At 67.0% G+C, this 23265-nt stretch carries 24 protein-coding genes; 10 read left to right on the top strand and 14 right to left on the bottom strand.

Features of this window, described 5'->3' with window-relative positions:
- Both ku and E4A48_RS17125 read right to left on the bottom strand, forming a co-directional pair.
- On the bottom strand, window positions 1–978 hold the full coding sequence (gene ku, locus E4A48_RS17130) for a non-homologous end joining protein Ku (RefSeq protein WP_039004786.1): 978 nt from the start codon (window positions 976–978) through the stop codon (window positions 1–3).
- Window positions 978–1376: a hypothetical protein gene (locus E4A48_RS17125; protein ID WP_039004784.1), complete on the bottom strand. Its 399-nt coding sequence runs from the start codon at window positions 1374–1376 to the stop codon at window positions 978–980. The genes ku and E4A48_RS17125 overlap by 1 nt, the downstream gene beginning before the upstream one ends.
- 166 nt (window positions 1377–1542) lie before the next feature.
- On the opposite strand from E4A48_RS17125, the gene E4A48_RS17120 reads away from it, so the two are divergent.
- Complete coding sequence (locus E4A48_RS17120; RefSeq protein WP_142742846.1) at window positions 1543–1839, top strand: hypothetical protein; 297 nt, start codon at window positions 1543–1545, stop codon at window positions 1837–1839.
- 142 nt (window positions 1840–1981) lie between these two features.
- On the opposite strand, the gene E4A48_RS17115 is transcribed toward E4A48_RS17120, so the two are convergent.
- From E4A48_RS17115 to E4A48_RS17100, 4 genes are all read right to left on the bottom strand, one after another.
- Window positions 1982–2377, bottom strand: a complete 396-nt coding sequence (locus E4A48_RS17115; protein ID WP_039004782.1) for a DUF779 domain-containing protein — start codon at window positions 2375–2377, stop codon at window positions 1982–1984.
- Complete coding sequence (adhP, locus tag E4A48_RS17110) at window positions 2377–3405, bottom strand: alcohol dehydrogenase AdhP (protein WP_039004780.1); 1029 nt, start codon at window positions 3403–3405, stop codon at window positions 2377–2379. Before adhP ends, E4A48_RS17115 begins: the two co-directional genes overlap by 1 nt.
- 260 nt (window positions 3406–3665) lie before the next feature.
- Complete coding sequence (gene adh / locus E4A48_RS17105; protein ID WP_039004779.1) at window positions 3666–5195, bottom strand: aldehyde dehydrogenase; 1530 nt, start codon at window positions 5193–5195, stop codon at window positions 3666–3668.
- 55 nt (window positions 5196–5250) lie between these two features.
- Window positions 5251–5475 carry a hypothetical protein gene (locus tag E4A48_RS17100; RefSeq protein WP_039004777.1) on the bottom strand — a complete coding sequence of 75 codons (225 nt, stop codon included), beginning with the start codon at window positions 5473–5475 and terminating at the stop codon, window positions 5251–5253.
- Here E4A48_RS17100 and E4A48_RS17095 point away from each other — a divergent pair.
- Complete coding sequence (locus E4A48_RS17095) at window positions 5440–7383, top strand: sigma-54-dependent Fis family transcriptional regulator (RefSeq protein WP_039004776.1); 1944 nt, start codon at window positions 5440–5442, stop codon at window positions 7381–7383. The two genes, E4A48_RS17100 and E4A48_RS17095, sit on opposite strands and share 36 nt — an antisense overlap.
- A gap of 141 nt (window positions 7384–7524) precedes the next feature.
- Here E4A48_RS17095 and xopAP read toward each other — a convergent pair whose 3' ends face one another.
- On the bottom strand, window positions 7525–8781 hold the full coding sequence (gene xopAP, locus E4A48_RS17090) for a XopAP family type III secretion system effector (protein ID WP_058196150.1): 1257 nt from the start codon (window positions 8779–8781) through the stop codon (window positions 7525–7527).
- A 147-nt stretch (window positions 8782–8928) separates the two neighbouring features.
- A complete protein-coding gene (locus tag E4A48_RS17085) occupies window positions 8929–11064 on the bottom strand; it encodes a TonB-dependent receptor family protein (protein ID WP_142742845.1) in 2136 nt (711 codons plus the stop codon).
- 151 nt (window positions 11065–11215) lie between these two features.
- On the opposite strand from E4A48_RS17085, the gene E4A48_RS17080 reads away from it, so the two are divergent.
- The 3 genes from E4A48_RS17080 (at window position 11216) to E4A48_RS17070 (ending at window position 14780) form a co-directional block, all read left to right on the top strand.
- Window positions 11216–12418, top strand: coding sequence for an amino acid aminotransferase (locus tag E4A48_RS17080; protein WP_142742844.1), 1203 nt, complete (start codon window positions 11216–11218; stop codon window positions 12416–12418).
- A gap of 309 nt (window positions 12419–12727) precedes the next feature.
- Window positions 12728–13744, top strand: a complete 1017-nt coding sequence (locus E4A48_RS17075; protein WP_058196147.1) for a class 1 fructose-bisphosphatase — start codon at window positions 12728–12730, stop codon at window positions 13742–13744.
- Window positions 13745–14072: 328 nt separating this feature from the next.
- A complete protein-coding gene (locus tag E4A48_RS17070; protein WP_058196146.1) occupies window positions 14073–14780 on the top strand; it encodes a 2OG-Fe(II) oxygenase in 708 nt (235 codons plus the stop codon).
- Between the two features lie 65 nt (window positions 14781–14845).
- On the opposite strand, the gene E4A48_RS17065 is transcribed toward E4A48_RS17070, so the two are convergent.
- Window positions 14846–15931 (bottom strand): PA0069 family radical SAM protein, encoded by a 1086-nt coding sequence (locus tag E4A48_RS17065; RefSeq protein WP_142742843.1) that lies wholly within the window; start codon window positions 15929–15931, stop codon window positions 14846–14848.
- A 108-nt stretch (window positions 15932–16039) separates the two neighbouring features.
- Here E4A48_RS17065 and cls point away from each other — a divergent pair, with 108 nt between their 5' ends.
- The 4 genes from cls to E4A48_RS17040 all read left to right on the top strand — a co-directional run bounded on the left by cls (window position 16040) and on the right by E4A48_RS17040 (window position 19154).
- Window positions 16040–17512, top strand: a complete 1473-nt coding sequence (gene cls / locus E4A48_RS17060) for a cardiolipin synthase (RefSeq protein ID WP_142742842.1) — start codon at window positions 16040–16042, stop codon at window positions 17510–17512.
- Window positions 17513–17633: 121 nt separating this feature from the next.
- Complete coding sequence (locus E4A48_RS17055; RefSeq protein WP_003470016.1) at window positions 17634–17903, top strand: hypothetical protein; 270 nt, start codon at window positions 17634–17636, stop codon at window positions 17901–17903.
- Between the two features lie 13 nt (window positions 17904–17916).
- A complete protein-coding gene (locus E4A48_RS17050) occupies window positions 17917–18669 on the top strand; it encodes a pyridoxine 5'-phosphate synthase (protein ID WP_039004768.1) in 753 nt (250 codons plus the stop codon).
- Between the two features lie 260 nt (window positions 18670–18929).
- Window positions 18930–19154: a transposase gene (locus tag E4A48_RS17040; protein ID WP_142742841.1), complete on the top strand. Its 225-nt coding sequence runs from the start codon at window positions 18930–18932 to the stop codon at window positions 19152–19154.
- Between the two features lie 169 nt (window positions 19155–19323).
- Here the strand turns inward: E4A48_RS17040 and E4A48_RS17030 are convergent, their stop codons facing one another.
- A complete protein-coding gene (locus E4A48_RS17030) occupies window positions 19324–19857 on the bottom strand; it encodes a LysR family transcriptional regulator (RefSeq protein WP_080763305.1) in 534 nt (177 codons plus the stop codon).
- A 236-nt stretch (window positions 19858–20093) separates the two neighbouring features.
- On the opposite strand from E4A48_RS17030, the gene E4A48_RS17025 reads away from it, so the two are divergent.
- Window positions 20094–20510 (top strand): ester cyclase, encoded by a 417-nt coding sequence (locus E4A48_RS17025; RefSeq protein WP_039004767.1) that lies wholly within the window; start codon window positions 20094–20096, stop codon window positions 20508–20510.
- 279 nt (window positions 20511–20789) lie between these two features.
- Here the strand turns inward: E4A48_RS17025 and E4A48_RS17020 are convergent, their stop codons facing one another.
- The 4 genes from E4A48_RS17020 to E4A48_RS17005 all read right to left on the bottom strand — a co-directional run bounded on the left by E4A48_RS17020 (window position 20790) and on the right by E4A48_RS17005 (window position 23207).
- A complete protein-coding gene (locus E4A48_RS17020) occupies window positions 20790–21203 on the bottom strand; it encodes an ExbD/TolR family protein (RefSeq protein WP_039004766.1) in 414 nt (137 codons plus the stop codon).
- A gap of 3 nt (window positions 21204–21206) precedes the next feature.
- Complete coding sequence (locus E4A48_RS17015) at window positions 21207–21632, bottom strand: ExbD/TolR family protein (protein WP_003470008.1); 426 nt, start codon at window positions 21630–21632, stop codon at window positions 21207–21209.
- 42 nt (window positions 21633–21674) lie between these two features.
- Complete coding sequence (gene exbB, locus E4A48_RS17010) at window positions 21675–22439, bottom strand: TonB-system energizer ExbB (protein ID WP_003469996.1); 765 nt, start codon at window positions 22437–22439, stop codon at window positions 21675–21677.
- Between the two features lie 93 nt (window positions 22440–22532).
- Window positions 22533–23207 (bottom strand): energy transducer TonB, encoded by a 675-nt coding sequence (locus E4A48_RS17005; RefSeq protein ID WP_039004765.1) that lies wholly within the window; start codon window positions 23205–23207, stop codon window positions 22533–22535.
- Window positions 23208–23265: the final 58 nt, after the last annotated feature.

The raw sequence follows: 23265 nt of genomic DNA, 5'->3' as shown, positions 1-23265 counted from the left end.
CTACCCCGCCTTGCGCCGCGCCTGCGCGTTGCTTGCGGCGGCCTTCTTCGCCGGCTTGGCCTTGCTTGCGGATTTCACGCCAGGCTTGGCCGCCTTCTTCGCCGCTTTCCTGGTAGGCGTTCTCGCGGTCTTGCGCACCGGCACCGACACCTCCGCCTGCTTCGCCGGGGTGCGGCGCTTGGCGTCCAGGCTCTTCTGCAGCAGCGACATGAAATCGACCACGTTGGTGGCGGCGTCCTCGCGCTGCGGCGTGTCGGCACCATCCTCCACCTGGGCGCTGCCTTGCTGCGCCTCGATCCGCTTCTGGATCACCGCCTGCAGGCGCTCGCGGAACTCGTCGTGATAGGACCCCGGATCCCACTTGCCGGACATGGAGTCGATCAGCTGTGCGGCCATCTCGGTCTCCTTGGCGCTGATTCGGTAGTCGGCGGCCTTGCCGCCGGGCAGCGTGTAGTCGTCCAGATCGACCAGTTCCTGCGGATAGCGCAGCAGGATCAGCACCAGCGCGTCTTCCTGCGGCAGCACCGCTGACAGGTATTCGCGGGTGCGGATCACCACCCGCGCGATGCCGGCCTTGCCGGTGGCGCGCAGCGTCTCGCGCAGCAGCACGTAGCCCTTCTCCGCCTTCTTGCCCGGCACCAGCACGTAGGGCTTCTCGAAATAGCGCAGGTCGATGTCGGCGGCGTCGACGAAGGCCTCGACTTCCACCGTCTCGTGGCTTTCCGGCGCGGCCGAGGCGATGTCCTGCTGCTCGACCATCACGTAGTTGCCCTTGCTGTACTCGAAGGCCTTGACGATGTCCTTCCACGGCACCTCCTCGCCGGTGTCAGCGTTGACCCGCTCGAAGCGGATCGGGCGCTTGTCGCGCGCATCGAGCATGCGGAAATGCAGATCGACGCGGCGCTCGCCGGACATCAGCGCCACCGGTACGTTGAGCAGGCCGAAGGACAGGGTGCCGGTCCAGATCGGGCGCGCCATCAGTGCGCCTCCACGCGCAGCGCCGGCGCCGGCAGATGGTCCAGCGCCTGCCACGCATCCTCGATCACCGGCCGCGCCTGGTGCCAGTTCAGCTGCGACTCGCCGCGGACCTGCTCCCAGTGCGCGGCCAGTTCGCCGTCGGTGTCGGCTATGGGCGCGCGCGGCCAGCCGCCGGCGTGGGTGCGCAGCGCGAACGCGTAGGCCGGGCACAGGTCGCGCCATGGGGTGCCATGGCGGTCGCGGCGCTGGCGATAGTCGGCCAGGCTGTATTGGCGGTAGTCCGCTGCGTCGTGCGGACGCGGACCTGGAGCATCGCCGGGACCTTGCGGCGGCATGGCCGGCAACGGATCCAGGTGGGCATTGAACAACAGCGGATCGGGGCGGGCGCTGGGGCACATGGCGGAAGCTCCGGGCGGCATCGGCGGCATGGGGATGGGCAGCAGTAGCGCCGGTGCCGTTAGCCGTTGGTGACAGTCGTGTGGACGCATTGCGATTCGCAGCCGCTTCACCGGCATCGCGCTGCACTGTCCGCACGTTCCCCAACCCCAACCGGAGGAATCGGCCATGTCCACACCCACCGACCCGCTGCGTCGCAACGACCCGGTTCCCGGCGAACAACGCGGCAAGCGCGACGGCCAGGACCGCGAGGACCGCGGCGCCGGCGACAGTCCCGAGACCATCGTCGAACACGAGCCGCGCACCGGCGCGGACCGGCCTGCGCCCGACGCCGCCGCCGCCGATAGCGCCAGCGAGGAACACGCGCACAGGCAGCATGCCGACGCCAATCAGGACGAGGCGCTGGAAGCGACCTTCCCGGCCAGCGATCCGGTGTCGCCGTTCGTGCTGTCAAAGGCGCCTTAGGCCTGTCGGCCTGTCAGGGCAATTGTGGGAGCGACTTCAGTCGCGACAGGCTTTACCGGTAAGGCCCGTTGCGACTGAAGTCGCTCCCACAATATTCGTGCGCCCGGGACGATGCACAAGCGGTTGCGGTATTGCCCCCCCCTCACACCTTCCCCGCCGCCTGCAACGCCGCGTACTCCGCGTCGCCGAACAGCCGCGAGCGCACCAGGAAGCGCACGCCCTCACCGTTTTCCAACGAGAACATGCCGCCGCGCCCTGGCACCACGTCGATGATCAGCTGGGTGTGCTTCCAGTAGTCGAACTGCGAGGCGCCGATGTAGAACGGTGCGCCGCCGATCTCGCCCAGCTGCACGTCGCGGTCGCCGACGATGAAGTCGTCCTGCGGATAGCACATCGGCGAGGACCCGTCGCAACAGCCGCCCGACTGGTGGAACAGCAGCGGCCCGTGCCGCGCGCGCAGCGTGTCGATCAGCTGCAGCGCCGGCACTGTCGCCAGCACCTGCAGCGGTAACGCAGAGACGGGCGCGGCGTTGCTCATCAGGCCGCCATGTCCAACACGATGCGGCCTTCGATCTGGCCGGCGCGCATGCGCGCGAACACGGCGTTGATGTTCTCCAGCCTGGCGGTGGCCACGGTCGCGGCGACCCAGCCCTGCTCGGCGAAGTCCAGCGACTCCTGCAGATCCAGGCGGGTGCCGACGATGGAGCCGCGCACGGTCACGCCGTTGAGCACCATACCGAAGATGTCCAGCGGAAAATGGCCCGGCGGCAGCCCATTGAGCGACACCGTGCCGCCGCGGCGGACCATGCCGATCGCCTGCTCGAACGCCTTCGGCGACACCGCGGTGACCAGCGCGCCGTGCGCGCCGCCGATCTCCTTCTTCAGATAGGCCACCGGGTCGGTGGTCAGCGCATTCACCGTCACCGTGGCGCCCAGGCGCCGGGCCAGCGCCAGCTTGGCGTCGTCCACGTCCACCGCGGCCACGTTCAGGCCCATCGCCTTGGCGTACTGCACCGCCATGTGGCCGAGCCCGCCGATGCCGGAGATCACCACCCAGTTGCCGGGCTTGGTGTCGGTGACCTTCAGGCCCTTGTACACGGTGACGCCGGCGCACAGGATCGGCGCGATCTCGACGAAGCCGATGTTCTTCGGCAGATGGCCGATGTAGTTGGCGTTGGCCAGCGCGTACTCGGCGAAACCGCCGTTGACCGAGTAACCGGAGTTCTGCTGCGCCTCGCACAGCGTCTCCCAGCCGCCCAGGCAGTGCTCGCAGTGCCCGCAGGCCGAATACAGCCACGGAATGCCGACCCGGTCGCCTTCCTTGACATGATTCACGCCAGCGCCGACCGCGACCACATGGCCCACGCCCTCGTGGCCGGGAATGAACGGCGGATTCGGCTTTACCGGCCAGTCGCCCTCGGCCGCATGCAAATCGGTGTGGCACACGCCACAGGCTTCGATCTTGACCAGGATGTCGCCGGCCTGCGGCCGCGGCACCTCCACTTCCTCGATCGTCAGCGGCTGGCCGAACGCGCGGACCACGGCGGCTTTCATTGTCTTGTTCATGCAGCACTCCTTGGGAGAACGGATGACAGCACCATCGCTGATTGGGCGATGGTGCGCTTTGATCCAAATCAGGAAGCGGCGTCGCCTGCAATGCCCTGGCGCGGCCGCGTGTCGGGCTGGACGCACGGGCGGCGACCGGGGCGACAGGCGCGCACGGCACTGACGTGCGTCACCATGCGCCGACAGCGCCACGCCCGGCGTGAGCACGCGCGACGCGCGGGGCCACCGCTGAGCGCGGCGGCCCCACGGCCGCGGCGGACTCAGAAGAAGCCCAGCGCCTTGGGTGAGTAGCTGACCAGCAGGTTCTTGGTCTGCTGGTAATGGTCGAGCATCATCTTGTGGTTCTCGCGGCCGATGCCCGACTGCTTGTAGCCGCCGAACGCGGCATGCGCCGGATAGGTGTGGTAGCAGTTGGTCCACACCCGCCCGGCCTGGATCGCGCGGCCCATGCGGTACAGCCGCGACGCATCGCGGCTCCACACGCCGGCGCCCAAGCCGTACAGCGTGTCGTTGGCGATCGCCAGCGCGTCGGCCTCGTCCTTGAACGTGGTCACCGACACCACCGGCCCGAAGATCTCCTCCTGGAACACGCGCATCTTGTTGTGGCCCTTGAACACGGTCGGCTTGACGTAGAAGCCGCCGGCCAGCTCGCCGTCGAGGGCGTTGCGCTCGCCGCCGATCAGCACCTCGGCGCCTTCCTGCCTGCCGATGTCGATGTAGGACAGGATCTTCTCCAGTTGCTCGCTGGAAGCCTGCGCGCCGACCATGGTGTTGGGATCCAGCGGATTGCCCTGCTTGATCGCGGCCACGCGCTTGAGCGCCTTTTCCATGAACCTGTCGTAGATCGACTCCTGGATCAGCGCGCGCGACGGGCAGGTGCATACCTCGCCCTGGTTGAATGCGAACAGCACGAAACCTTCGATCGCCTTGTCGAGGAAATCGTCGTCCTCGGCCATCACGTCGGCGAAGAAGATGTTCGGCGACTTGCCGCCCAGCTCCAGCGTCACCGGGATCAGGTTCTGACTGGCGTACTGCATGATCAGCCGGCCGGTGGTGGTCTCGCCGGTGAAGGCGATCTTGGCGATGCGCGGGCTGCTGGCCAGCGGCTTGCCCGCTTCCAGGCCGAAGCCATTGACCACGTTGAGCACGCCGGCGGGGAGCAGGTCGCCGATCACTTCCATCAAGACCAGAATCGAGGCCGGGGTCTGCTCGGCCGGCTTCATCACCACGCAGTTACCGGCGGCGATCGCAGGCGCCAGCTTCCAGCACGCCATCAGCAGCGGGAAGTTCCACGGGATGATCTGCCCGACCACGCCCAGCGGCTCGTGGAAGTGGTAGGCGATGGTGTCGCTGTCGATCTCGGAGATGCCGCCTTCCTGCGCGCGGATGGCGCCGGCGAAATAGCGGAAGTGGTCAGCGCACAGCGGCACGTCGGCGTTGAGCGTTTCGCGCAGCGGCTTGCCGTTGTCCCAGGTTTCGGCATAGGCCAGCAGCTCGAGATTTTGCTCGATGCGGTCGGCGATCTTCAGCAGCGCGTTGCTGCGCTCGGTCGCCGAGGTCTTGCCCCAGGCGTCCTTTGCCGCGTGCGCGGCGTCCAGCGCGGCCTCGATGTCCTGTGCGTCGGAGCGCGCCACCGAGGTGAACACCTTGCCGGTGATCGGCGTGCTGTTGTCGAAGTAGCGGCCGCTCCCGGGTTCCACCCAGCGCCCGCCGATGAAATTGCCGTAGCGCGACTTGAAGATGGACTGCGGATCGGTGGCATGCGGCTTGGCGGTGGTGACGGCGTTCATCGGTGTCTCCTGCGGCGGTAGGAAAGGAATGGGACACGCCCATCCAGATAGGCAGTCACCGCAAGAGCGATGCCAGGTTTTCGCTGTTGCGCCGCGTCATGGCCGCGCGCCGCGGCCAATGGGCGCGCAGGCTGCATTCCTGCTGCAGCGCGTCACGCGTGCCGATTGCGCGCTGGCGGCGGATGTGCTGTTTATCGGAACACCTGTCCCACCACCTGTCGCAATCTGCGACAGCGGAGCCGTCATGGCGCACCAGCAATCGCAGCACCAGCTCGGCCACGCCCGCCGGATCTTCTTCGAGCGCGGCGGCGCTCCGGTCGGCCAGGTGCCGGATACCATCCTGCAGTCGTGGCAGCGCTGCCAGCGCCTGGGCCTGCCGGCGCAGGGCACGCCGCCGATCGAGCCGGTCAGCGCGCCGCGCCTGCGCGAATTGCGCGCAGCGCACGAACGCCTGTGGCGGCTGGCCCGTGCCGAACTGGACGGCCTGGCCGGCGATGTCGCCGCTACCGGCAGCATCGTGCTGCTGACCAACGAAGACGGCTGGATCCTCGATGCCGAGGGCAGCCCGGGCTTCCTCGACAAGGCCGGGCGCGTGGCGCTGATGCCGGGCGCGTGCTGGAGCGAGACCCAGGTCGGCACCAACGCGATCGGCACCGCCATCGTGGAGAGCCGTTCGGTGGAAGTGCGCGGCGGCGAGCATTACTTCGCGCCGCACCGGATCCTCAGCTGCGCCGCGGTGCCGATCTTCGATCCCTACGGCCAGCTGACCGGTGTGCTGGACATTTCCGGCGATGCCAGCGTGCAGCACATGCACGCGCTGGGCCTGGCGCGCAGGGCGGTGGCCAGCATCGAGCACCGCTATTTCGACGACGCCATCGCCGAGTGCGAACTGCTGCGCGTGCACCACGACCCAGCGCTGCTCGGCACCGCGCACGAAGGCCTGCTCGCGTTCCGCAACGGCACGCTGGTCGCCGCCAACCAGGCCGGCCTGCGCCTGTTCGGGCTGGAGCGGCACGACCTGGGCCGCGCGCCCCACGCGGCCCTGTTCGAACAGCCGCTATCGCAGTTGCGCCAGCACGGCAGCGTGATCGATCTGCAGGGCCGCGCGCTGCACGGGCGCGTGGACAGCGCGGGCGAGGCGTTGCCGCGGCGGCGTTCGCCGCCGCCGCCGCCGATCACCGTATCCACGGCCACGCACGCGCAGCCGCATGCCGATGCGCCGCTGTTCGATGCCGCGCAGGAACTGGCGCTGGAACGCGCACGGCGCGTACTCGACGCGCAGTTGCCGGTGCTGGTGCAGGGCGAGACCGGCACCGGCAAGGAAATGTTCGCGCGCGAACTGCATCGGCGCAGCGCGCGCGCCGGCAAGCCGTTCGTCGCGGTGAATTGCGTGGCGCTGCCGGAAGGCCTGATCGAGGCCGAACTGTTCGGCTACGAGGACGGCGCCTTCACCGGCGCGCGCAAGCACGGCAGTCCGGGCCTGCTGCGCCAGGCCGAGGGTGGGGTGCTGTTCCTGGACGAAATCGGCGACATGCCGCTGGCGCTGCAGCCGCGCCTGCTGCGCGTCTTGCAGGAACGCGAGCTGCTGCCATTGGGCGGCGGCAAACCGGTGAAGCTGGATTTCGCGCTGATCTGCGCCACCCATCGCGACCTGGACGAGGCGATGGCCGAACACCGTTTCCGCCCCGACCTGTATTACCGCATCGCCCAGCACGGCGTGCAGATTCCGGCGCTGCGCGTGCATCCGGATCGGCGTGGCGTGGTGCAGGAACTGTGGGCGCGGGTGGGGCAGGGCCGGCGCATGAGCGCGGCGGCGCTGGCGGCGCTGAGCGCCTATGCGTGGCCCGGCAACCTGCGCCAGCTGGTGGCCTGCCTGCGCACCCTGGTCGCGCTGAGCGACGCCGGTGCCGTGGTGGATGCAGATGCGTTGCCGGCCTATCTGCCAGGCGCGGCGCGGCGCATGCACACGGCAGGGGGCGGCGCGACGCCAGGGCAGGGCGGATCGCAGGGCGAACCGCATGCGATGCGCGCGAACGCGCCACTTACCCGGACCGACCTGGACAGCCTCGCCCTGGCGGCGATGCGCCAGGCGCTGGAGGCCTGCGGCGGCAACGTCGCAGGCGCCGCGCGCCAGCTCGGGATCAGCCGCAGCACGCTGTACCGCCGGCTCGGCCTCGGTATGGGTTGAGCGCAAGCAGCGCCGACCGCCCAGCGCTGGCAGATGCCGGACCTGGCAAGCGTGCCGATCACGGCGCGCGTCTTCGCTGCGATCGCCCGCCAGGCAGCAGCGGGCGCGTTGTTCTACGCAGCGGGTACGTAGGCCGCAGCGTCACTCCTGCCCGTTCTCGATCGGCAGCTCACGGTGCGGCAGGAACGGCGTCAGGAACTCCCTGCGGGAAACACCCGCGTCCGCGGATGGCGCTGGCGGCACCTGCATGGGAGCGAAGATGCGCTGCAACTCGGCCGGTTCGATCGTGGACAGGAAATACGGGCGCCACAGCGTCAATTCGTGGTTGTCCGCCAGATTGATCATGCTCGCCGGCTGGTCGGTGGCGGTGACGAACTGCGCGAAGCGATCGCCGCTGGCGTCGGCATCGGCGTCGCTGTCGTGCTCCCAGTGCGGGTGATGCATGAACAACGGCGTGGACTGGATCGGATCCAGCTCGCGGACGAACTGGCGCAGCGAGAATCGCAATGCGGTGTGCTCCGATTTCAGGGTATCCACATAGAGCGTCTCGATGCCCGCTTGCCCAAGGCGTGGCGGGTTAAAGGCATATACGCTGACCTTGCCGCTGGCCCCGCCCGCACGCAGGAAGTGCGCGATATCGAAGCCGGCGACCGTGGCCACTGCCGCGCCCAGGCTATGCCCGGTCAATGACACCGACAGTGCCTTGCCGCTGCCGCGCGCGCGGTCCGCGTAGCGGGTCAGCAGGTCCTTCATGACGACTCCGTCGGTGCGCGGCAACTGCGCTTCGGACTGCCACCATTCCTGCCAGCCCACTCCCAGCTTGCCCAACGTCGGCAGGCGCTCGTCCAGCATGTTGACGTGCGGCTGGGCGAGCTGACTCTTCATGTCGCACAACAGATCGTTCGCAGCATCCGGGCGCGTGCCGGAAAAGCCCAGCACCACGATGATCGCCTCATCCGTCGCGCCCTCCCACAGTTTCAACCGCGGCGTGGACATCGGCGCATCGAGATGCAGCCCGCCGATATCGGCGACCGCCGCCAGTTCGGCCGTATAGGATTCGCCGGCGCAGGCGCGCATGCATTCGAGCACCACGCGGCAGCGCATCTCCCCTTGCGGATCCTGTCCGGGCGACTGCGCCGATGCGTCATCCACGTGGGCAAGCGCACTGGCCAGATCAGCGGTTTGCGCATCGATCTGCAGCAGGCGCGCGCCACATGACGGTGTCGCGTTTGCCGCGACCGAACGCGGTGCCGTGCGCACGCGCCTGACCGGCGCAGCGCCGAGGCCGGCGAACACTCCCGCGCTGTCGCGCGCATGGCCGGCGGTGGCGGCAACGCAGACAGGCGCGCTGGCATCGGCACCGCGCGACGGCGCGGGCGGCAGACGTGGCAAAGACATCGGAACGGTTCGCATCCGACAGCTTCCGAATGAGTCCGCCGCGAGCTTAGCCGTGCCCCTGCCTGGCGAGCGGCCCGAAGCGAAAGACCGTATGAAAAACGGTAGCCGGCCAGGCGAGGGCGGTCGCGCGGCGCAGGCAGGCTGCGCTCAGTGCGCGAACTCCCATTGCAGCCCGACCGTATAGCCGCGATCCGGTCCCGGCTCGTAGTAGCGGCCGTTGCCGTCGTTGACGATCACCGAGCCGATGTAGGCGTGATCGAGCGCGTTGTCGATGCGCGCGAAGCTGCGTAGCGCGCCGTGTGCGGTATTCCAGCGGCGCGAGGCCTCCAGGTTCAGCAGCGCGTAGCCGGGGGCGGTCGCGCTGGCCAGGTCGTTGGCCACGGTGTCGCCGGCGGCCACCGCTTCGACCGCGAACTGCCAGGCGCGCGGCTGCCACTGCCAGCGCGCGAAGACCTGCTGGCGCGGCACCCCGGGCAGGCGCGAACCGGCCGCTACCCGCGCGGTGGGCGTGGCGCAGCCGCTGCTGGCGCAGGTCAGGTAGCGCTGGCGCACAGTCGCCTGCAGCCAGGTGTAGGACAACTGCAGCTGCGCGGTGTCGCCCAGCGGCAGCAGGTAGCTGGCTTCGGCGCCCTGGCGGCGGGTGCGGCCGATGTTGCGGTAAGTGCTGCGGCCGTTGGTGTTGCTGGCCACCGCCAGTTCGTCGTCGGTCGTGGCGCGGAACAGCGCCGCCTCCCAGGCCGCGCCGGCCTGGTTGCGCCATTTCGCGCCCAGTTCCAGGTTCTCGCCCCTGGCCGCGGACAGGTCCAGCGCCAGCCCGGCGCCGCCATCGTTGCGATAGCCCAGCTCGTTGAAGGTCGGCGTCTCGAAGCCGCGGCCGGCCGAGGCGTAGAAGCGCAGGTCGTCGCTGGCACGGAACACCACCCCGGCCACCGGCGTGGTCACCGCATAGTCGGTGCGGCCGCTGTCGTCCAGGTTGCGGCCGACGATGTAGGCGTCGTCGGAACGGAACCGCACCTGGCTGTGGCGCAAGCCGGCCAGCAGCGACCAGCGCGCGCTGAACTGCCACCAGGCCTGGGCGAACTGGTCCACGTTCTGCACTTGGTCCTCCTGGTCGCGGCGCAAGCGGCCCTCCACCCCCAACGTGCTGCCGACGAAGTTCTCGTAGCCGGTGCGGTGCTGCTTCTGGCGGTCGGCATTGGCGCCGGCGGTGAGCTGGAACGGCCGCCCGCCCAGCTCGCCCTGCCAGGCCCAGCGCGCATCCACGCCACCGTAGTCGCCGTCCAGGTCGATCAGCCCGCCGGCATGCAGCGGATTGGGCGGATTGGCCTGCACCGCCACCGGTACCGCCAGGTATTGCTGCACGTCGCGGCGCCCGGCGTAGCCCATCAGTCGCCAGGTCTGCTGGTCCACGTGCTGGGTGAAGATCGCCCCGGCCTGCGCCTGGCGCGTGGACTTGCGCGTATCGAACTGGGTCGCCACTGCGGTGGCCTGCTGCGGGTCGGCATGGAACTGGGCGCGGGTCAGGCCCAGCGGATCCTGCGCCCACGGCGCGTCCAGGTCGTTCAGCACCAGGTCCAGGCGCCGGCCGGGGGCCAGGTCGAAACCGAACCTGGCGTTGACCGATTCGCGCCGCGCCTGGCTGTGGGCGCGGTAGCCGTCGGTGCGGAAGTGGGTGGTGGCCAGGTTGTAGTGCACGTCGCCTTGCTGGCCCTGCAGCTGCACCCCGGCGCTGACCGTGCCGTTGCTGCCGACCGTGCTGCGCAGCCGCCACGGATCGTCTGGCGCGCCGTCGGCGCTCCACAGCTGCACCACGCCGCCGGAGGAGTTGCCGTACAGCGCCGAGAACGGGCCGCGCAGCACCTCGATGCGCTCGGCACCCAACAGGTTGAAGTGCGACAGCTGGCCCTGGCCGTCCGGCATCGTCGCCGGGATGCCGTCCAGCAGCAGGCGCACGCCGCGCACGCCGAATGCCGAACGCGCACCGAAGCCGCGGATCGACAACTGCGTGTCCTGCGCGTAGTTCTGGCGGTCGCGGGCCAGCAGCCCGGGCACGCCGGCCAAGGCCTCGGCGACCTGCACGCCGGTGCGGTTGCTGTCGCCCAGGGTGATCGCGGTCAGCGAGGCGGGCAGGTCGAAATCGTCGACCCCGGCGACGCGTGCGGCCTGCACCTGCACGACCGGCAGGGTGGCGGGATCGGCATCGGCATCGGCGGCGCAGACGACGGGCGACAGCCCCGCGGCACAGAGGCCGCAGAGCAGGGCGAGCGGATGGCGACTGGGCATCCGCGCATCATCGCGCAAGCGCCGCCCGGGCGCTCGCCGTGTAGCGCAAAGCCCCGCCACGCAAGGCCTGCGTTTGCTAGGATAGGGTGTTTGACCGCGCCGGCTCCGGTCCCTCCCGGCCCCCACCCTTCGCCACCGAACGAGTACCGCCGTGTCCTTCTTTGCAAACGTGGAACAGGTCCCAGGCGACCCGATCCTGGGCCTGACCGAGGCCTACAACGCCGATTCCCGCCCGACCAAGGTCAACCTGGGCGTGGGCATCTACTACGACGAGAGCGGCCGCATCCCGCTGCTGCGCGCCGTCCAGCAGATCGAACGGCAGCTGGCGCAAGACGCCAAACCGCGCGGCTACCTGCCGATCGACGGCCTGCCAGCCTACGACCTGGCCACGCAGCAGCTGCTGTTCGGCGCCGAGTCGCCGCTGCTGGCCGCCGGCCGCGTCGCCACCTCGCAGACCATCGGCGGCAGCGGCGCGCTGCGCGTGGGCGCGGATCTGCTGAAGAAGCTGCTGTCCACCTCGACCATCGCCATCAGCAACCCGAGCTGGGAGAACCACCGCGCGGTGTTCTCGGCCGCCGGCTTCGACGTGGTCGATTACACCTATTTCGATGCAGCCACGCACGGCCTGAACTTCGACGGCATGCTCGCCGATCTGGCCAAGCTCGCGCCGGGCACCGTAGTGCTGCTGCACGCGTGCTGCCACAACCCGACCGGCGCCGACCTGACCCAGGAACAGTGGCGCACCGTCGCCGCGCTGCTGAAGGAACGCAACCTGTTCCCGTTCGTCGACATCGCCTACCAGGGCTTCGACAAGGGCATCGACGAAGACGCCTACGCGGTGCGCCTGCTGGCCGAGGCCGGCGTGGACAGCTACGTGGTCGCCAGTTCGTACTCCAAGTCGTTCTCGCTGTACGGCGAGCGCGTCGGCGCGCTGTCGGTGGTCTCGGCCACCGCGGCCGAGAGCAAGGCGGTGCAGTCGCAGGTCAAGCGCATCATCCGCACCATCTACTCCAGCCCCTCCACGCACGGCGCCGCGCTGGTGGCCGGCGTGCTCAACAGCCCCGAGCTGCGCGCGATGTGGGAGCAGGAACTGGCCGAGATGCGCGAGCGCATCCACGCACTGCGCGCCGGCATGGTGCAGAAACTGGCCGCCCTCGGCGCGCCGGAGTTCGGCTTCATCCAGCAGCAGGCCGGCATGTTCTCCTACTCTGGCCTGAGCAAGCCGCAGGTGGACCGGCTGCGCGAAGAGTTCGGCATCTATGCCGTCGGCACCGGCCGCATCTGCGTGGCCGCGCTGAGCCAGGCCAACCTGGACTACGTGACCCAGGCCGTGGCCACCGTGCACAAGGGCTGATCGCGCGCGGTACTGCAATACGAAGCCGGAAGCGCGTGCGCTTCCGGCTTTTTTGTGCGCGACGTCCGCCCCCGACACATTCCTGTATCAACCAAGCGCCCATCCAACAATGGCTACGCGAGTTGCGCGCGAAGGCGCAGGACTTCGCTTTTTGTGGGAGGGGCTTCAGCCCCGACGCATGGCGCCTTCGGCTCACTTCAATCCCGAGCTCCTTCCACAGTTGGACCTCATCGCTCTCCCGCTAATCGAAATCTCACGCAACAGCCGCGACAATAGGCGCACTTCCCCCACGAAAGGCTGCCTGCGCCCATGTCGCGAACCTCGCTGACCCGCTTTCTGATCGAAGAACAGCACGCCGGCCGCATCGGCCCGGAGCTGCGCCAGCTCATCACCATCGTGACCCGCGCCTGCAAGCGCATCTCCATCGCGGTCAGCAAGGGCGCCCTCGGCGGCGTGCTCGGCGACGCCGGCACCGGCAACGTGCAGGGCGAGGCGCAGAAGAAACTGGACGTGCTCAGCAACGACATCCTGCTCGAAGCCAACGCCTGGGGCGGGCATCTGGCCGCCTGCGCATCGGAAGAGATGGACCACTGCCAACCTGTGCCCGACAAGTATCCCAGCGGCGACTTCCTGCTGCTGTTCGACCCGCTGGACGGCAGCTCCAACATCGACGTCAACGTCTCCGTCGGCACCATCTTCTCGGTGCTGCGCGCACCACCCGGCACCGACAAACCCGGCGACGAGCACTTCCTGCAGCCGGGTACCGCCCAGGTCGCCGCCGGCTACTGCATCTATGGCCCCAGCACGATGCTGGTGCTGACCCTGGGCCACGGTACCCACGCCTTCACCCTGGAACGCGAGGAAGGCAGCTTCCTGCTGACCCAGGCCGACATGCGCATCCCCGAGGACACCGCCGAGTTCGCCATCAACATGTCCAACCAGCGCCACTGGGAAGCACCGATGCAGCACTACGTGGCCGACCTGCTGGCCGGCAGCGAAGGCGCGCGCGGCAAGAACTTCAACATGCGCTGGATCGCCAGCATGGTCGCCGACGTGCACCGCATCCTGACCCGCGGCGGCATCTTCATCTACCCGTGGGACAAGAAGGAGCCCGGCAAGGCCGGCAAGCTGCGCCTGATGTACGAAGCCAACCCGATGGGCCTGCTGGTCGAACAGGCAGGCGGCGCCGCCAGCACCGGCCGCGAGCGCATCCTCGGCCTGCACCCGGAGCAACTGCACCAGCGCGTGCCGGTGTTCCTGGGTTCGAAGAACGAGGTGGCCGAGGCGGTGCGTTATCACGTGGAGCACGACCAGGCGCAGGGCTGATCCATCCGCTTGCCTGCGTTCGACGCGGTCCGACGACATCCGCCTTTGCGAAACCGAAAAGCTGAGGCGCGATGAACCAAACGGCCTTCCTCGTGTTCTTCTTCGCGACCGCGCCGATCGCACTGATGCCCCGCGTCATTTCCTGGATGACGCGGCAAAGCCGCAACGACCGATCGTAGCGGGCAACCTCGCGCTGTGGGCGCCGATCTTCTTTGCCGCCAGAAGCTTCACAATCGGCGCCTCCAGCGCGTTCCAACTGTCGACGCTACTGGGCGTGCGAAGCGACGGCGCAGCTGCGAGGCCGCAGGATCGCTGGTAAGGTCGCGCGATGTCCGATTCCACTCCCGATTTCATCGAAGTCTTCGACGCCGCCATGTCCCGCGAGGATTGCGCGGCGATCATGCGCCGCCTGCGCGGCAGTGCGCAGTTGCAGCCGGGCGAGGTCGGCAGCGGCGTGTTCCCCGAACTCAAGCATAGCCGCGACCTGCGCATCAGCGGCCTGGAGCCGTGGCGGGACGTGGAACAACGGCTGCAGCAGGCGGTGTTCGCCGGCCTGCTCGGCTATCTGCGCAAGTATCCGCAAGCGCTGATCTCGCCGCTGATGCTGCAGGTACCCGGCGCCGATGGCCAACCGCACCGGCTCGGCGCCGACGATTTCGCGCTGCTCGACGATGCGGCGCTTTCCAGCCTGGCCCGCACCTGCCTGCGCCCGGGCGCGATCAACCTGCAGTGGTACCAGGCGGGCGAGGGCGGCTATCCGTACTGGCACTGCGAGCTGTATCCGCGCGATCCCGGCGCCGAGACCCTGCACCGGCATCTGCTGTGGACGCTGTACCTCAACGACGATTTCCAGGACGGCGAAACCGAGTTCCTGTTCCAGCAGCGCAAGATCGCACCGCGCGCCGGCAGCCTGCTGATCGCGCCCACCGCATTCACCCACACCCACCGCGGTAACCGCCCGCAGGGCGGCGACAAGTTCATCGCCACCAGCTGGATCCTGTTCCAGTCGGCGCAGGCGTTGTACGGCAGGGAGTAGGGAATGGGGGAAAGCCGGCTAGCGCAGACAGCGTCGCGCGCGCTTGCCAATCCCCAATCACCGCCTCAAAACAACTCGCCCTGCGGCGATGGCGCGCGCGGCGGCAGCGGCCTGACGAAGCGGCTGCAGTCCAGCGCCGGGCGCGAGCGTTCGGCATAGCCCAGGCGCTTGTGCGCCAGCGCGAAGCGCCGCGCCAGCAGGTCGGCATAGACGCCTTCGCCGCGCATACGCTTGCCGAAGGCGCTGTCGTAGTCCTTGCCGCCGCGCAACTGCTGCACCGTGCTCATCACGTGCGCGGCGCGGTCGGGGTGGTGCGCCTGCAGCCAGTCGCGGAACAGCGGCGCCACCTCGTGCGGCAGGCGCAACAGCACGTAGCCGGCCGAGTCGGCCCCTGCGGCATGCGCCGCTTCCAACACCGCTTCCAGTGCGTGGTCGTTGATCCACGGGATCACCGGCGCCACCATCACTCCCACCGGCACCCCGGCCTCGTGCAGCGTGCGCATCGCGCGCAGCCGTGCATGCGGCGCCGAGGCGCGCGGCTCCAGCCGTGCCGACAGACGCGGATCCAGCGAGGTCACCGAGAAATGCACGCTGACCAGGTTCTCGCGCGCCAGCGGCACCAGCAGGTCCAGGTCGCGCTCGACCAGCGCGTTCTTGGTGATCAGCGAGAACGGATGGCGGGTTTCCCACAGCACCTCGATCAACTGACGGGTCAGCTGCAGCTTGCGCTCGATCGGCTGGTAGGCGTCGGTGTTGATGCCCAGCGCGATCGGGCTGGGCACGTAGCGGGGCTTGGCCAGTTCGCGGCGCAGCAGCTCCGGCGCGTTGGTCTTGGCGAACAGGCGGGTCTCGAAATCCAGCCCCGGCGACAGGTTCAGGTAGGCGTGGCTGGGGCGCGCGAAGCAGTAGCTGCAGCCGTGTTCGCAACCACGGTACGGATTGACCGACTGCGAGAAGCCCACGTCCGGCGACTGGTTGCGGCTGATGATGCTGCGCGCGGTCTCCTCGCGTACCTGCGTGCGCAGCCGCGGCGCAGCGAATTCCTCGCTGTCGTCGGGATGCCAGCCGTCGTCCTCGGCCTGGCTGATACTGCGTTCGAAGCGGCCCGGCAGATGGCTGCCCGCGCCGCGTCCCTTGATGGCGTTGCTCATCCGCACAGGCTACGCCGCTGCCGTCGCGGCCGTTGCGACGGCGACGCAGCACGGCTGAATCTTTCAGCGCAACGGGCAGAAGCCACGCCCGCCCCGTAGAATTCGCCGATGTTCGTATTCGCAACCTTGCAAAACACCTGGGACTGGGTGACCGGCATCCCGCATTTCGGCGCCTACCTCACCGCCGCCTATCTGCTGTACATCCTGTGGCTGAGCGGCTGGATCGTGCTGCAGAAACGCGAGCCGGCGGCGACGCTGAGCTGGGTGCTGTCGCTGGCCGCGCTGCCGTACCTGGGCTTCGTCATCTACTACCTGCTCGGGCCGCAGAAGGTGAAGCGGCAACGCCTGCGCCGCGGCCGCGCGCGCTCGGGCATGGAGCACTACAGCAGCGTCTGCCCGCCCGACGCCGATTGCACCGAGCTGGCCAAGATCGCCCAGGCCACCACCGGCCTGGCGCCGAGTTCGGCCACCACCGCGCAATGGCTGGTGGACGGCGCCGCCACCTACGACGCGATCGTGCGCGACATCGCCGCCGCGCAGCACCACGTGCACCTGGAGTACTACATCTTCAACCCCGACCGCAGCGGCACGCGCATCCGCGACGCGCTGGTCGAGCGCGCCCGCGCCGGGGTCAAGGTGCGCCTGCTGCTGGATGCGGTGGGTTCCTCGCAGGTGCGCAAGCGCTTCCTGCAGCCGCTGCTGGACGCCGGCGGCGAGACGGCCTGGTTCCATCCCACCCAACTGCTGCGCCCGTTCAAGTTCAAGCGGCCATGGGTGAACCTGCGCACCCACCGCAAGATCGTGGTGATCGACGGGCGCATCGGCTTCACCGGCGGCATCAACGTCACCGACGAAGAGAACGAGGCGCTGCGTCCCGACGCCTACCGCGACCTGCACGTGCGCTGCGAAGGCCACGTGGTGCGCAGCCTGCAGTTGGTGTTCGTCGAGGACTGGCTGTACGCCACCCGGCAGGGCCGCGACGCCTTCGACATGGCGCAGATCTGGCCGCACGACATGCCCGGCCGCGACGACGGCGGGATCAAGGCGCAGGTGCTGGTGTCCGGCCCGGATTCTTCGTGGGAGAGCATCCACCGCATGCAGGTGGCCGCGATCTACGCTGCGCAACAGCGGGTGTGGCTGGTGACGCCGTATTTCGTCCCGGGCGAGGCCGCGCGCATGGCGCTGACCTCGGCCGCGCTGGGCGGGCTCGACGTGCGCCTGCTGGTGCCCAAGCGCAGCGATTCGCGCTTGGTGACGCTGGCCGCGCGCTCGTATTTCGACGAATTGCTGCAGGCCGGAATCAAGATCTACGAGTACGGCCCGCGCATGCTGCACAGCAAGGCGCTGATCGTCGACGACGACCTGTGCATCGTCGGCAGCGCCAATTTCGACAACCGCAGTTTCCGCCTCAACTTCGAGGTCTCGGCGATGTTCCGCGACCGCCAGCTGACGCAGCAGCTCGCCACGCTGATCGGCCGCGAGCTCGGCGGTGCGGTGCAGATACGCGACGACCGCAAGCGCTCGCTGTGGCGCCACCGGCTGCCCGAGGCGATGGCACGGCTGACCTCGCCGCTGCTGTAACGTTGGCCGCGCAGCGATCGGGCGGCTACGCGGACCGCTGCGCTGCGGCCGTCCGCGCAGTTCTTCGTGGAACTGCCCACCCGCGCGGCGCTACACTGCGTCCATTCTTGGGGAGATCGTCATGTACTGGCTTTTTCTGCTGCTCGCGCTCGCTGCGTTCGTCCTGGCGTTCTCCACGCCGCACATGTCGTTGCTGGTGCTGGCTTTATTGGCGGCGCTGGGATTCTTGCTGGCCTGGGCGCGCGGCTGGTACGTGGCCAAGATCGGCGACGCCAGTCAACGCGATGCGGCGCCGATGATCGATCCGGCCGAGCTGCGCCGGTTGCGCGAACAGGCCGAGGCGCGCCGCGCCGCGGCGGCCGCGGCCAGCGACGACGCGCTCTCCTCGTAAGCGTCGCCCGTCGATGACCCGACTCAGCGTCAACGTCAACAAGATCGCGGTGCTGCGCAATTCCCGTGGCGGCGAGTTGCCGCGCGTGCTCGATGCGGCGCGCGCCTGCGTGGACGCCGGCGCGCACGGTATCACCGTGCACCCGCGCCCGGATCGGCGCCACATCCATGCCGAAGACGTGCTGGCGCTGGCCGAGCTGACCGCCGCGCGCGGCGTGGAATTCAACATCGAAGGCAATCCGTTCGCGCCGCCGCGGCCCGGCTATCCCGGGCTGATCCCGCTGTGCGCGCAGGTGCGCCCGGCACAGGCCACCCTGGTACCGGACGGCGACGGCCAGCTGACCTCCGACCATGGCTTCGACTTCGGCCGCGACAGCGAACGGCTACGCCCGTTGATTGCCGAACTGAAGGCGCTGGGCTGCCGGGTCAGCCTGTTCGTGGATGCCGGCAATCCCGATCTGGCACGCGCCGCCGACGTCGGCGCCGACCGCGTCGAGCTGTACACCGGGCCGTATGCCGCAGCGTTCGACCGCGGCGACGACGCAGCGGCCGCCGTCTTCGCCGTGGCCGCGCGCCGCGCGCAGGCTGCCGGACTCGGCGTCAATGCCGGCCACGACCTGGCCCAGGCCAACCTCGGCGCATTCCTGGCCGCAGTGCCGCAAGTGCTGGAGGTGTCGATCGGCCATGCGCTGATCGGCGAAGCGCTGTATACCGGTCTGGATGCCACGGTCAAGGCTTACCTGGCGCTGCTGCCGAGCGTTAGATAACGCGTCAAGCCATGCTGCCGGCACGACACCGGGATCGGCTTGCGCTGCGATGCTTCAGAAAGACGCCACCGTTGCCGGTGGCGTTTGGGTGCTCGCTAGGATCGCGCCTCGTCCCCTACTGCTAGAAGAATCCGATTGCGCAAGCGTCTGCCTGCAGATTGTTTGTATCCGTCCGGCCAAGTCATCTACCCAACCCCGCAAAGCCCAGACCTAGTGTGAACTCAAGTGGACACCAGATATAGCGTTTAAGCGGGTATTTCATGCAGCCAACACGCCGTTCCTATTCCAAGTCCTTCAAAGCCCAGATCATTCAAGCGTGCGCCCAGACCGGCGCTTCGATTGCCAGCGTCGCACTCAGCCATAGCCTCAACGCAAACCTCGTTCACAAATGGATTCGCCTGCAAGCACAGAAAAGCACGGCGCTGCAACCTACATTTATTCAGTTACCCGTGCCGTTAGCCAGGGCAAACCCCACTTATCATTGAATATTCACGTCGAAATACAGCACCCGTGTGGCACCGTCACAGTGAACTGGTCCACTGAAAATGCTTCTGCCTGCGCGACTTTTCTTCGAGATATTCTGCGATGATTCGCATCGACTCCATCTGGCTTGCCACCGAGCCGATGGACATGCTCGCCGGTACTGAAACGACGCTAGCCAAGGTGATCTCGGTGTCCGGTGCGGCGCAGCCGCACTGTGCTTATCTGTTTGCCAACCGCTGCGCCAATCGCATGAAAGTCTGCAAGGTCGCCGACTCGGAAAGCGATATCGTATCCATTGTCCACAATGTCCACATTGCGGTTAGAGAGCGTTAAATCAATCTGCACTTGCGGGTGACGTTCAAGGTAAACAGGTAGCTTTGGCACAAGTGCGTTGATGCCAAACGTCACAGGTGCGCTGATGCGAAGCCGACCGCGTGGCTCCGACCTGGTTTCGGCTACCAAAGAGTCGGCGAGCGCTACCTTGGCAAGAATGATCTTTACCCGCTCGTAAAAGGTACTCCCGATGTAAGTAAGGCTCTGCCGCCGGGTAGTACGATTCAAGAGCCTGACCCCCAGTTGCTCCTCCAGTATCAGGATGTTTTTCCCAACCAGTTGTGGCAACATGTTGTGGTCGATACCTGCCGCTGCAAAGGATCCGAGCTCAACTGCTTTGGCAAATACGCGCATGCTCGTCAGTCGATCCATTCACAACACCACGTTTTCGATGAGGAAACAGATGTGCAATTTATCACGATCTTGGCGCGAGATACTCTGTACTCACGAATTATAACGAGCTGGGTCGATAGCTCGTTAATACAAGAATGTGTGGAATTTTTACTCCCATGCCGCGCCAATGTTGAACCTGTATTCTGGCTAGCTCCGCTCAGGGTTGAACTGCCATCAGGGCTCACTCTGTCGCTATCACTTGGAAGAGACAAGACATGACCGTTACCGAAAACAAAGCCCTAATGAATCGCTTTGTAGACTTTATCAATACTGCCGATGCTGCCCTGGGTGAGCAGCTTGTATCACCCGATGCAATCTTCTACGTTCCCGGCCGCCCAGCCCCCCTGAGAGGTCAGCAGGGCTATCTGGAGATCATCGCGATGATGCGCTCCGGCTTTCCTGATATCCAATGGACGCTTGATGAGACAATCGCCGAGGACGATAAGATCGCGGCTCGGTTCACAATGCGCGGCACCCACCAGGGCGCTTTTTTCGGTGTGCCTGCAACAGGTACAAAAATCGCCGTTCAGGCAATGAATATCTACAGGTTTGCGAAGGGCAAAATCGTCGAAGAGCGCGGCCAGCCTGATTTGATGAGTCTGATGCAACAAATTGGTGCGCTTCCCCAATAAGATATCACCGGAGTCGGGTAGATGGCTTCGCCGTACGGTTACGATTGTTTCCGCTTACAGACAGCGGAGGAGGGGAGCGGCGGCTTCCGGCGCAAAGGACCGTCGGTCACGACAGCCATTGGATTGAAGCTACACCCAGTTGCGACTGAAGTCGCCACACGGGTCTGGCGGGGCATTACCGAACCTGCAGGCGATTGCAGGCCGGCGCCGGGCCAAAAAAACGCCACCGTTGCCGGTGGCGTTTGCAGTCGCGTCATGACTGAGGTATTGCGGTAGAACTTATTGCTGCACGAAGCCGATCTTTTTCATGTCCGAATTCTTGGCGGCGGCCAGCACCTTGGCCATCACTTCGTATTCGGAATCCGGATTGGCATCGATGCGCAGTTCCGGCTGGTTGGTCGGATCGCGCTGTACTTCGTTTTCCATCATTTGCGGAAGCGCCGTCACAGCCACCGGGCTGTTGTTCCAGAAAAGCTGGTTCGACGCATCGATACGCAGATCGATCGGCGGCGGCGGGTCGCGCAACTGCGGCGGCGGGTTGATCACTCGCTGCGGCAGGTCTACGTCGATCGGATACGTCATGATCGGCGCGGTCACGATGAAAATGATCAACAGCACCAGCATCACGTCGACCAGCGGCGTGACGTTGATGTCGGCCATGGGACCACGGCCGCTTCCTGAGCTGAACGCCATGGCTCAGTTCCCCTTCTCTTTGGTCGCAACGAAGCCGACGTCCAGCATGCCCTGACCCTGCGCGATCTTGGTGATCTCGTTGATCGTACGCATCTTGGTCGTGCGGTCGCCACGCAGGTTGAGCGGCGGCTGCGGGGTCTGCTGGGCAGCGGTGGAGAAGCGCGATTCCAGAGCTTCCTTGGAAACCGGCTCGTCGTTCCAGTACAGCGACCCGTCTTCCTTCACCGACAGCGTGATCGGATTGGAACGTTTTTCGTCCTTGTCCGGATCCTGCTTCAGGTTGGCTTGGGGCAGCTCCACCTTGACCTTGTGGGACATCAGCGGTGCCGTGATGATGAAGATGATCAGCAGCACCAACATCACGTCCACGAGGGGCGTGACGTTGATGTCGGCCATAGGGCCGCCGCTGTTACCACTACTGAAAGCCATAACGGGCTCCGTTAATCGTTGCGTGGACGACTCGACCGCGGATCAGCGAACGCGCGAACCAGTGGCGAAGAAGTCATGCAGGTCGTGGGCGAACGTATCGAACTTGGCGATCGTCGAGCTGTTGACCTTGCTGAAGAAGTTGAACGCGAACACGGCCGGGATCGCGACGAACAGACCGATCGCGGTCATGATCAGCGCTTCACCCACCGGGCCGGCAACGGCGTCGATCGAGGCGGAGCCGGTGGCACCGATCTTGATCAGCGCGCCGTAAATGCCCCACACCGTACCCAGCAGACCGACGAACGGCGCGGTCGCACCGACGGTGGCCAGCAGGGTCATGCCCGACTGCAGCTTGGTGCTTTCGCGGGTCACGGCCTGACGCAAGGCGCGGTCGACGAACTCCGAACGGCTCAGGGTTTCGCCCAGGCCATTGCCGGCGCCGGCTTCGGCACGCTGGTGGTGCGCAGCGGCCTGTGCGGCGTCGAGCGCGATCTTCGAGAACGGCTCGCTGGCCGGCTGCTCTTCCATCGCACGGATGGCGTCCTGCGCGTTCGGCGTATCCCAGAACAGGCTGGTGACGCGGTCGGCCTGACCCTTCAGACGGGTGGCGCGGAAGATGTTGATGACAGTCCAGTACCAGGACGACGCCGACATGATGATAAGGGTGATGAGCACCACCCAGGAGACGGCGAAGTCACCCGGCTTGGAGGTCATCTCGGTGATCAGGTGCTCGAAGCCCATCTGCGACAGGGCGTTCGATGCGTTGTTGCCCCCCGCAGCAGCGGCGATGAAAATTTCCTGCAGCATGACGCTTACCTTTGTTGTGTGTGGTGATGAGGGTGGTGCAAAGAGTAGACAGGGCGTGCAGACCGGCGGGTGCGCCGGTCTGCTGCCTTTGTATCAGTTCAGCGCGAAGTTGACCGGTACGCGGACGCGGCCGGCGGTCTTCTGTCCATTGACGACAGCGGAATTGAACCGCCACTTGCGCGCTGCTTCCATGGCGGCGCGGTCCAGATCGCGATTGCGGCTGGATTTCTCGACGGCGACGTTGGTGACGTTGCCGTTTGCATCGACGTCGATGATCAGGATCACCTCGCCTTCCGCGCCCGACCGGAATGCGGACGGCGGATACTTCGGCGGGTTCATGTTCTTCGACGAGATATCGACGCTGGCACCGATGTCGGTCGCGGCAGCAGGCGGCGTAGGCGGCGACGGCGGCGTAGCGATGTCCGTGTCGCGCGGCGTCGGCACATCGATCACCGGCGCTTGCGGCGGCGGCGGCAACGGGGTCGGCTTCGGCGGCGCCAGGTTCTTGACCGGCGGCGGCGGCGTCTCCGGCGGCTTCGGCGGCGGCGGCGGCGGCGGCGGGGGCGGCGGCGGGGCGTCGACCAGGGTGACGACGATGTTGCGTTCCTTCTCCGCTGCGGCCTTCGGCGCAACGGCTGGAATCAGCAACAACATCAGCGCTGCCAGATGCAGCGCAATTACGAAGGCAATACCGATAATGCGCGGCCAGCTGAGGCCGGAAGCTTCATCTCTGTCGTAATGCCGATTGATGACCAATTGTTCCGTCATGCGCCAATGACTCGATTTAAGGGGGCCGGGATTCGTGAAGAATCTGAATCCCAGTTCA

This window comes from Xanthomonas translucens pv. cerealis (genome assembly GCF_006838285.1).
In the GTDB taxonomy this organism is placed as follows: Bacteria; Pseudomonadota; Gammaproteobacteria; order Xanthomonadales; family Xanthomonadaceae; genus Xanthomonas_A; species Xanthomonas_A cerealis.
The sequence above is the reverse complement of the archived record's forward strand: the minus strand, read 5'-3'. Positions and strand labels throughout refer to the sequence as shown.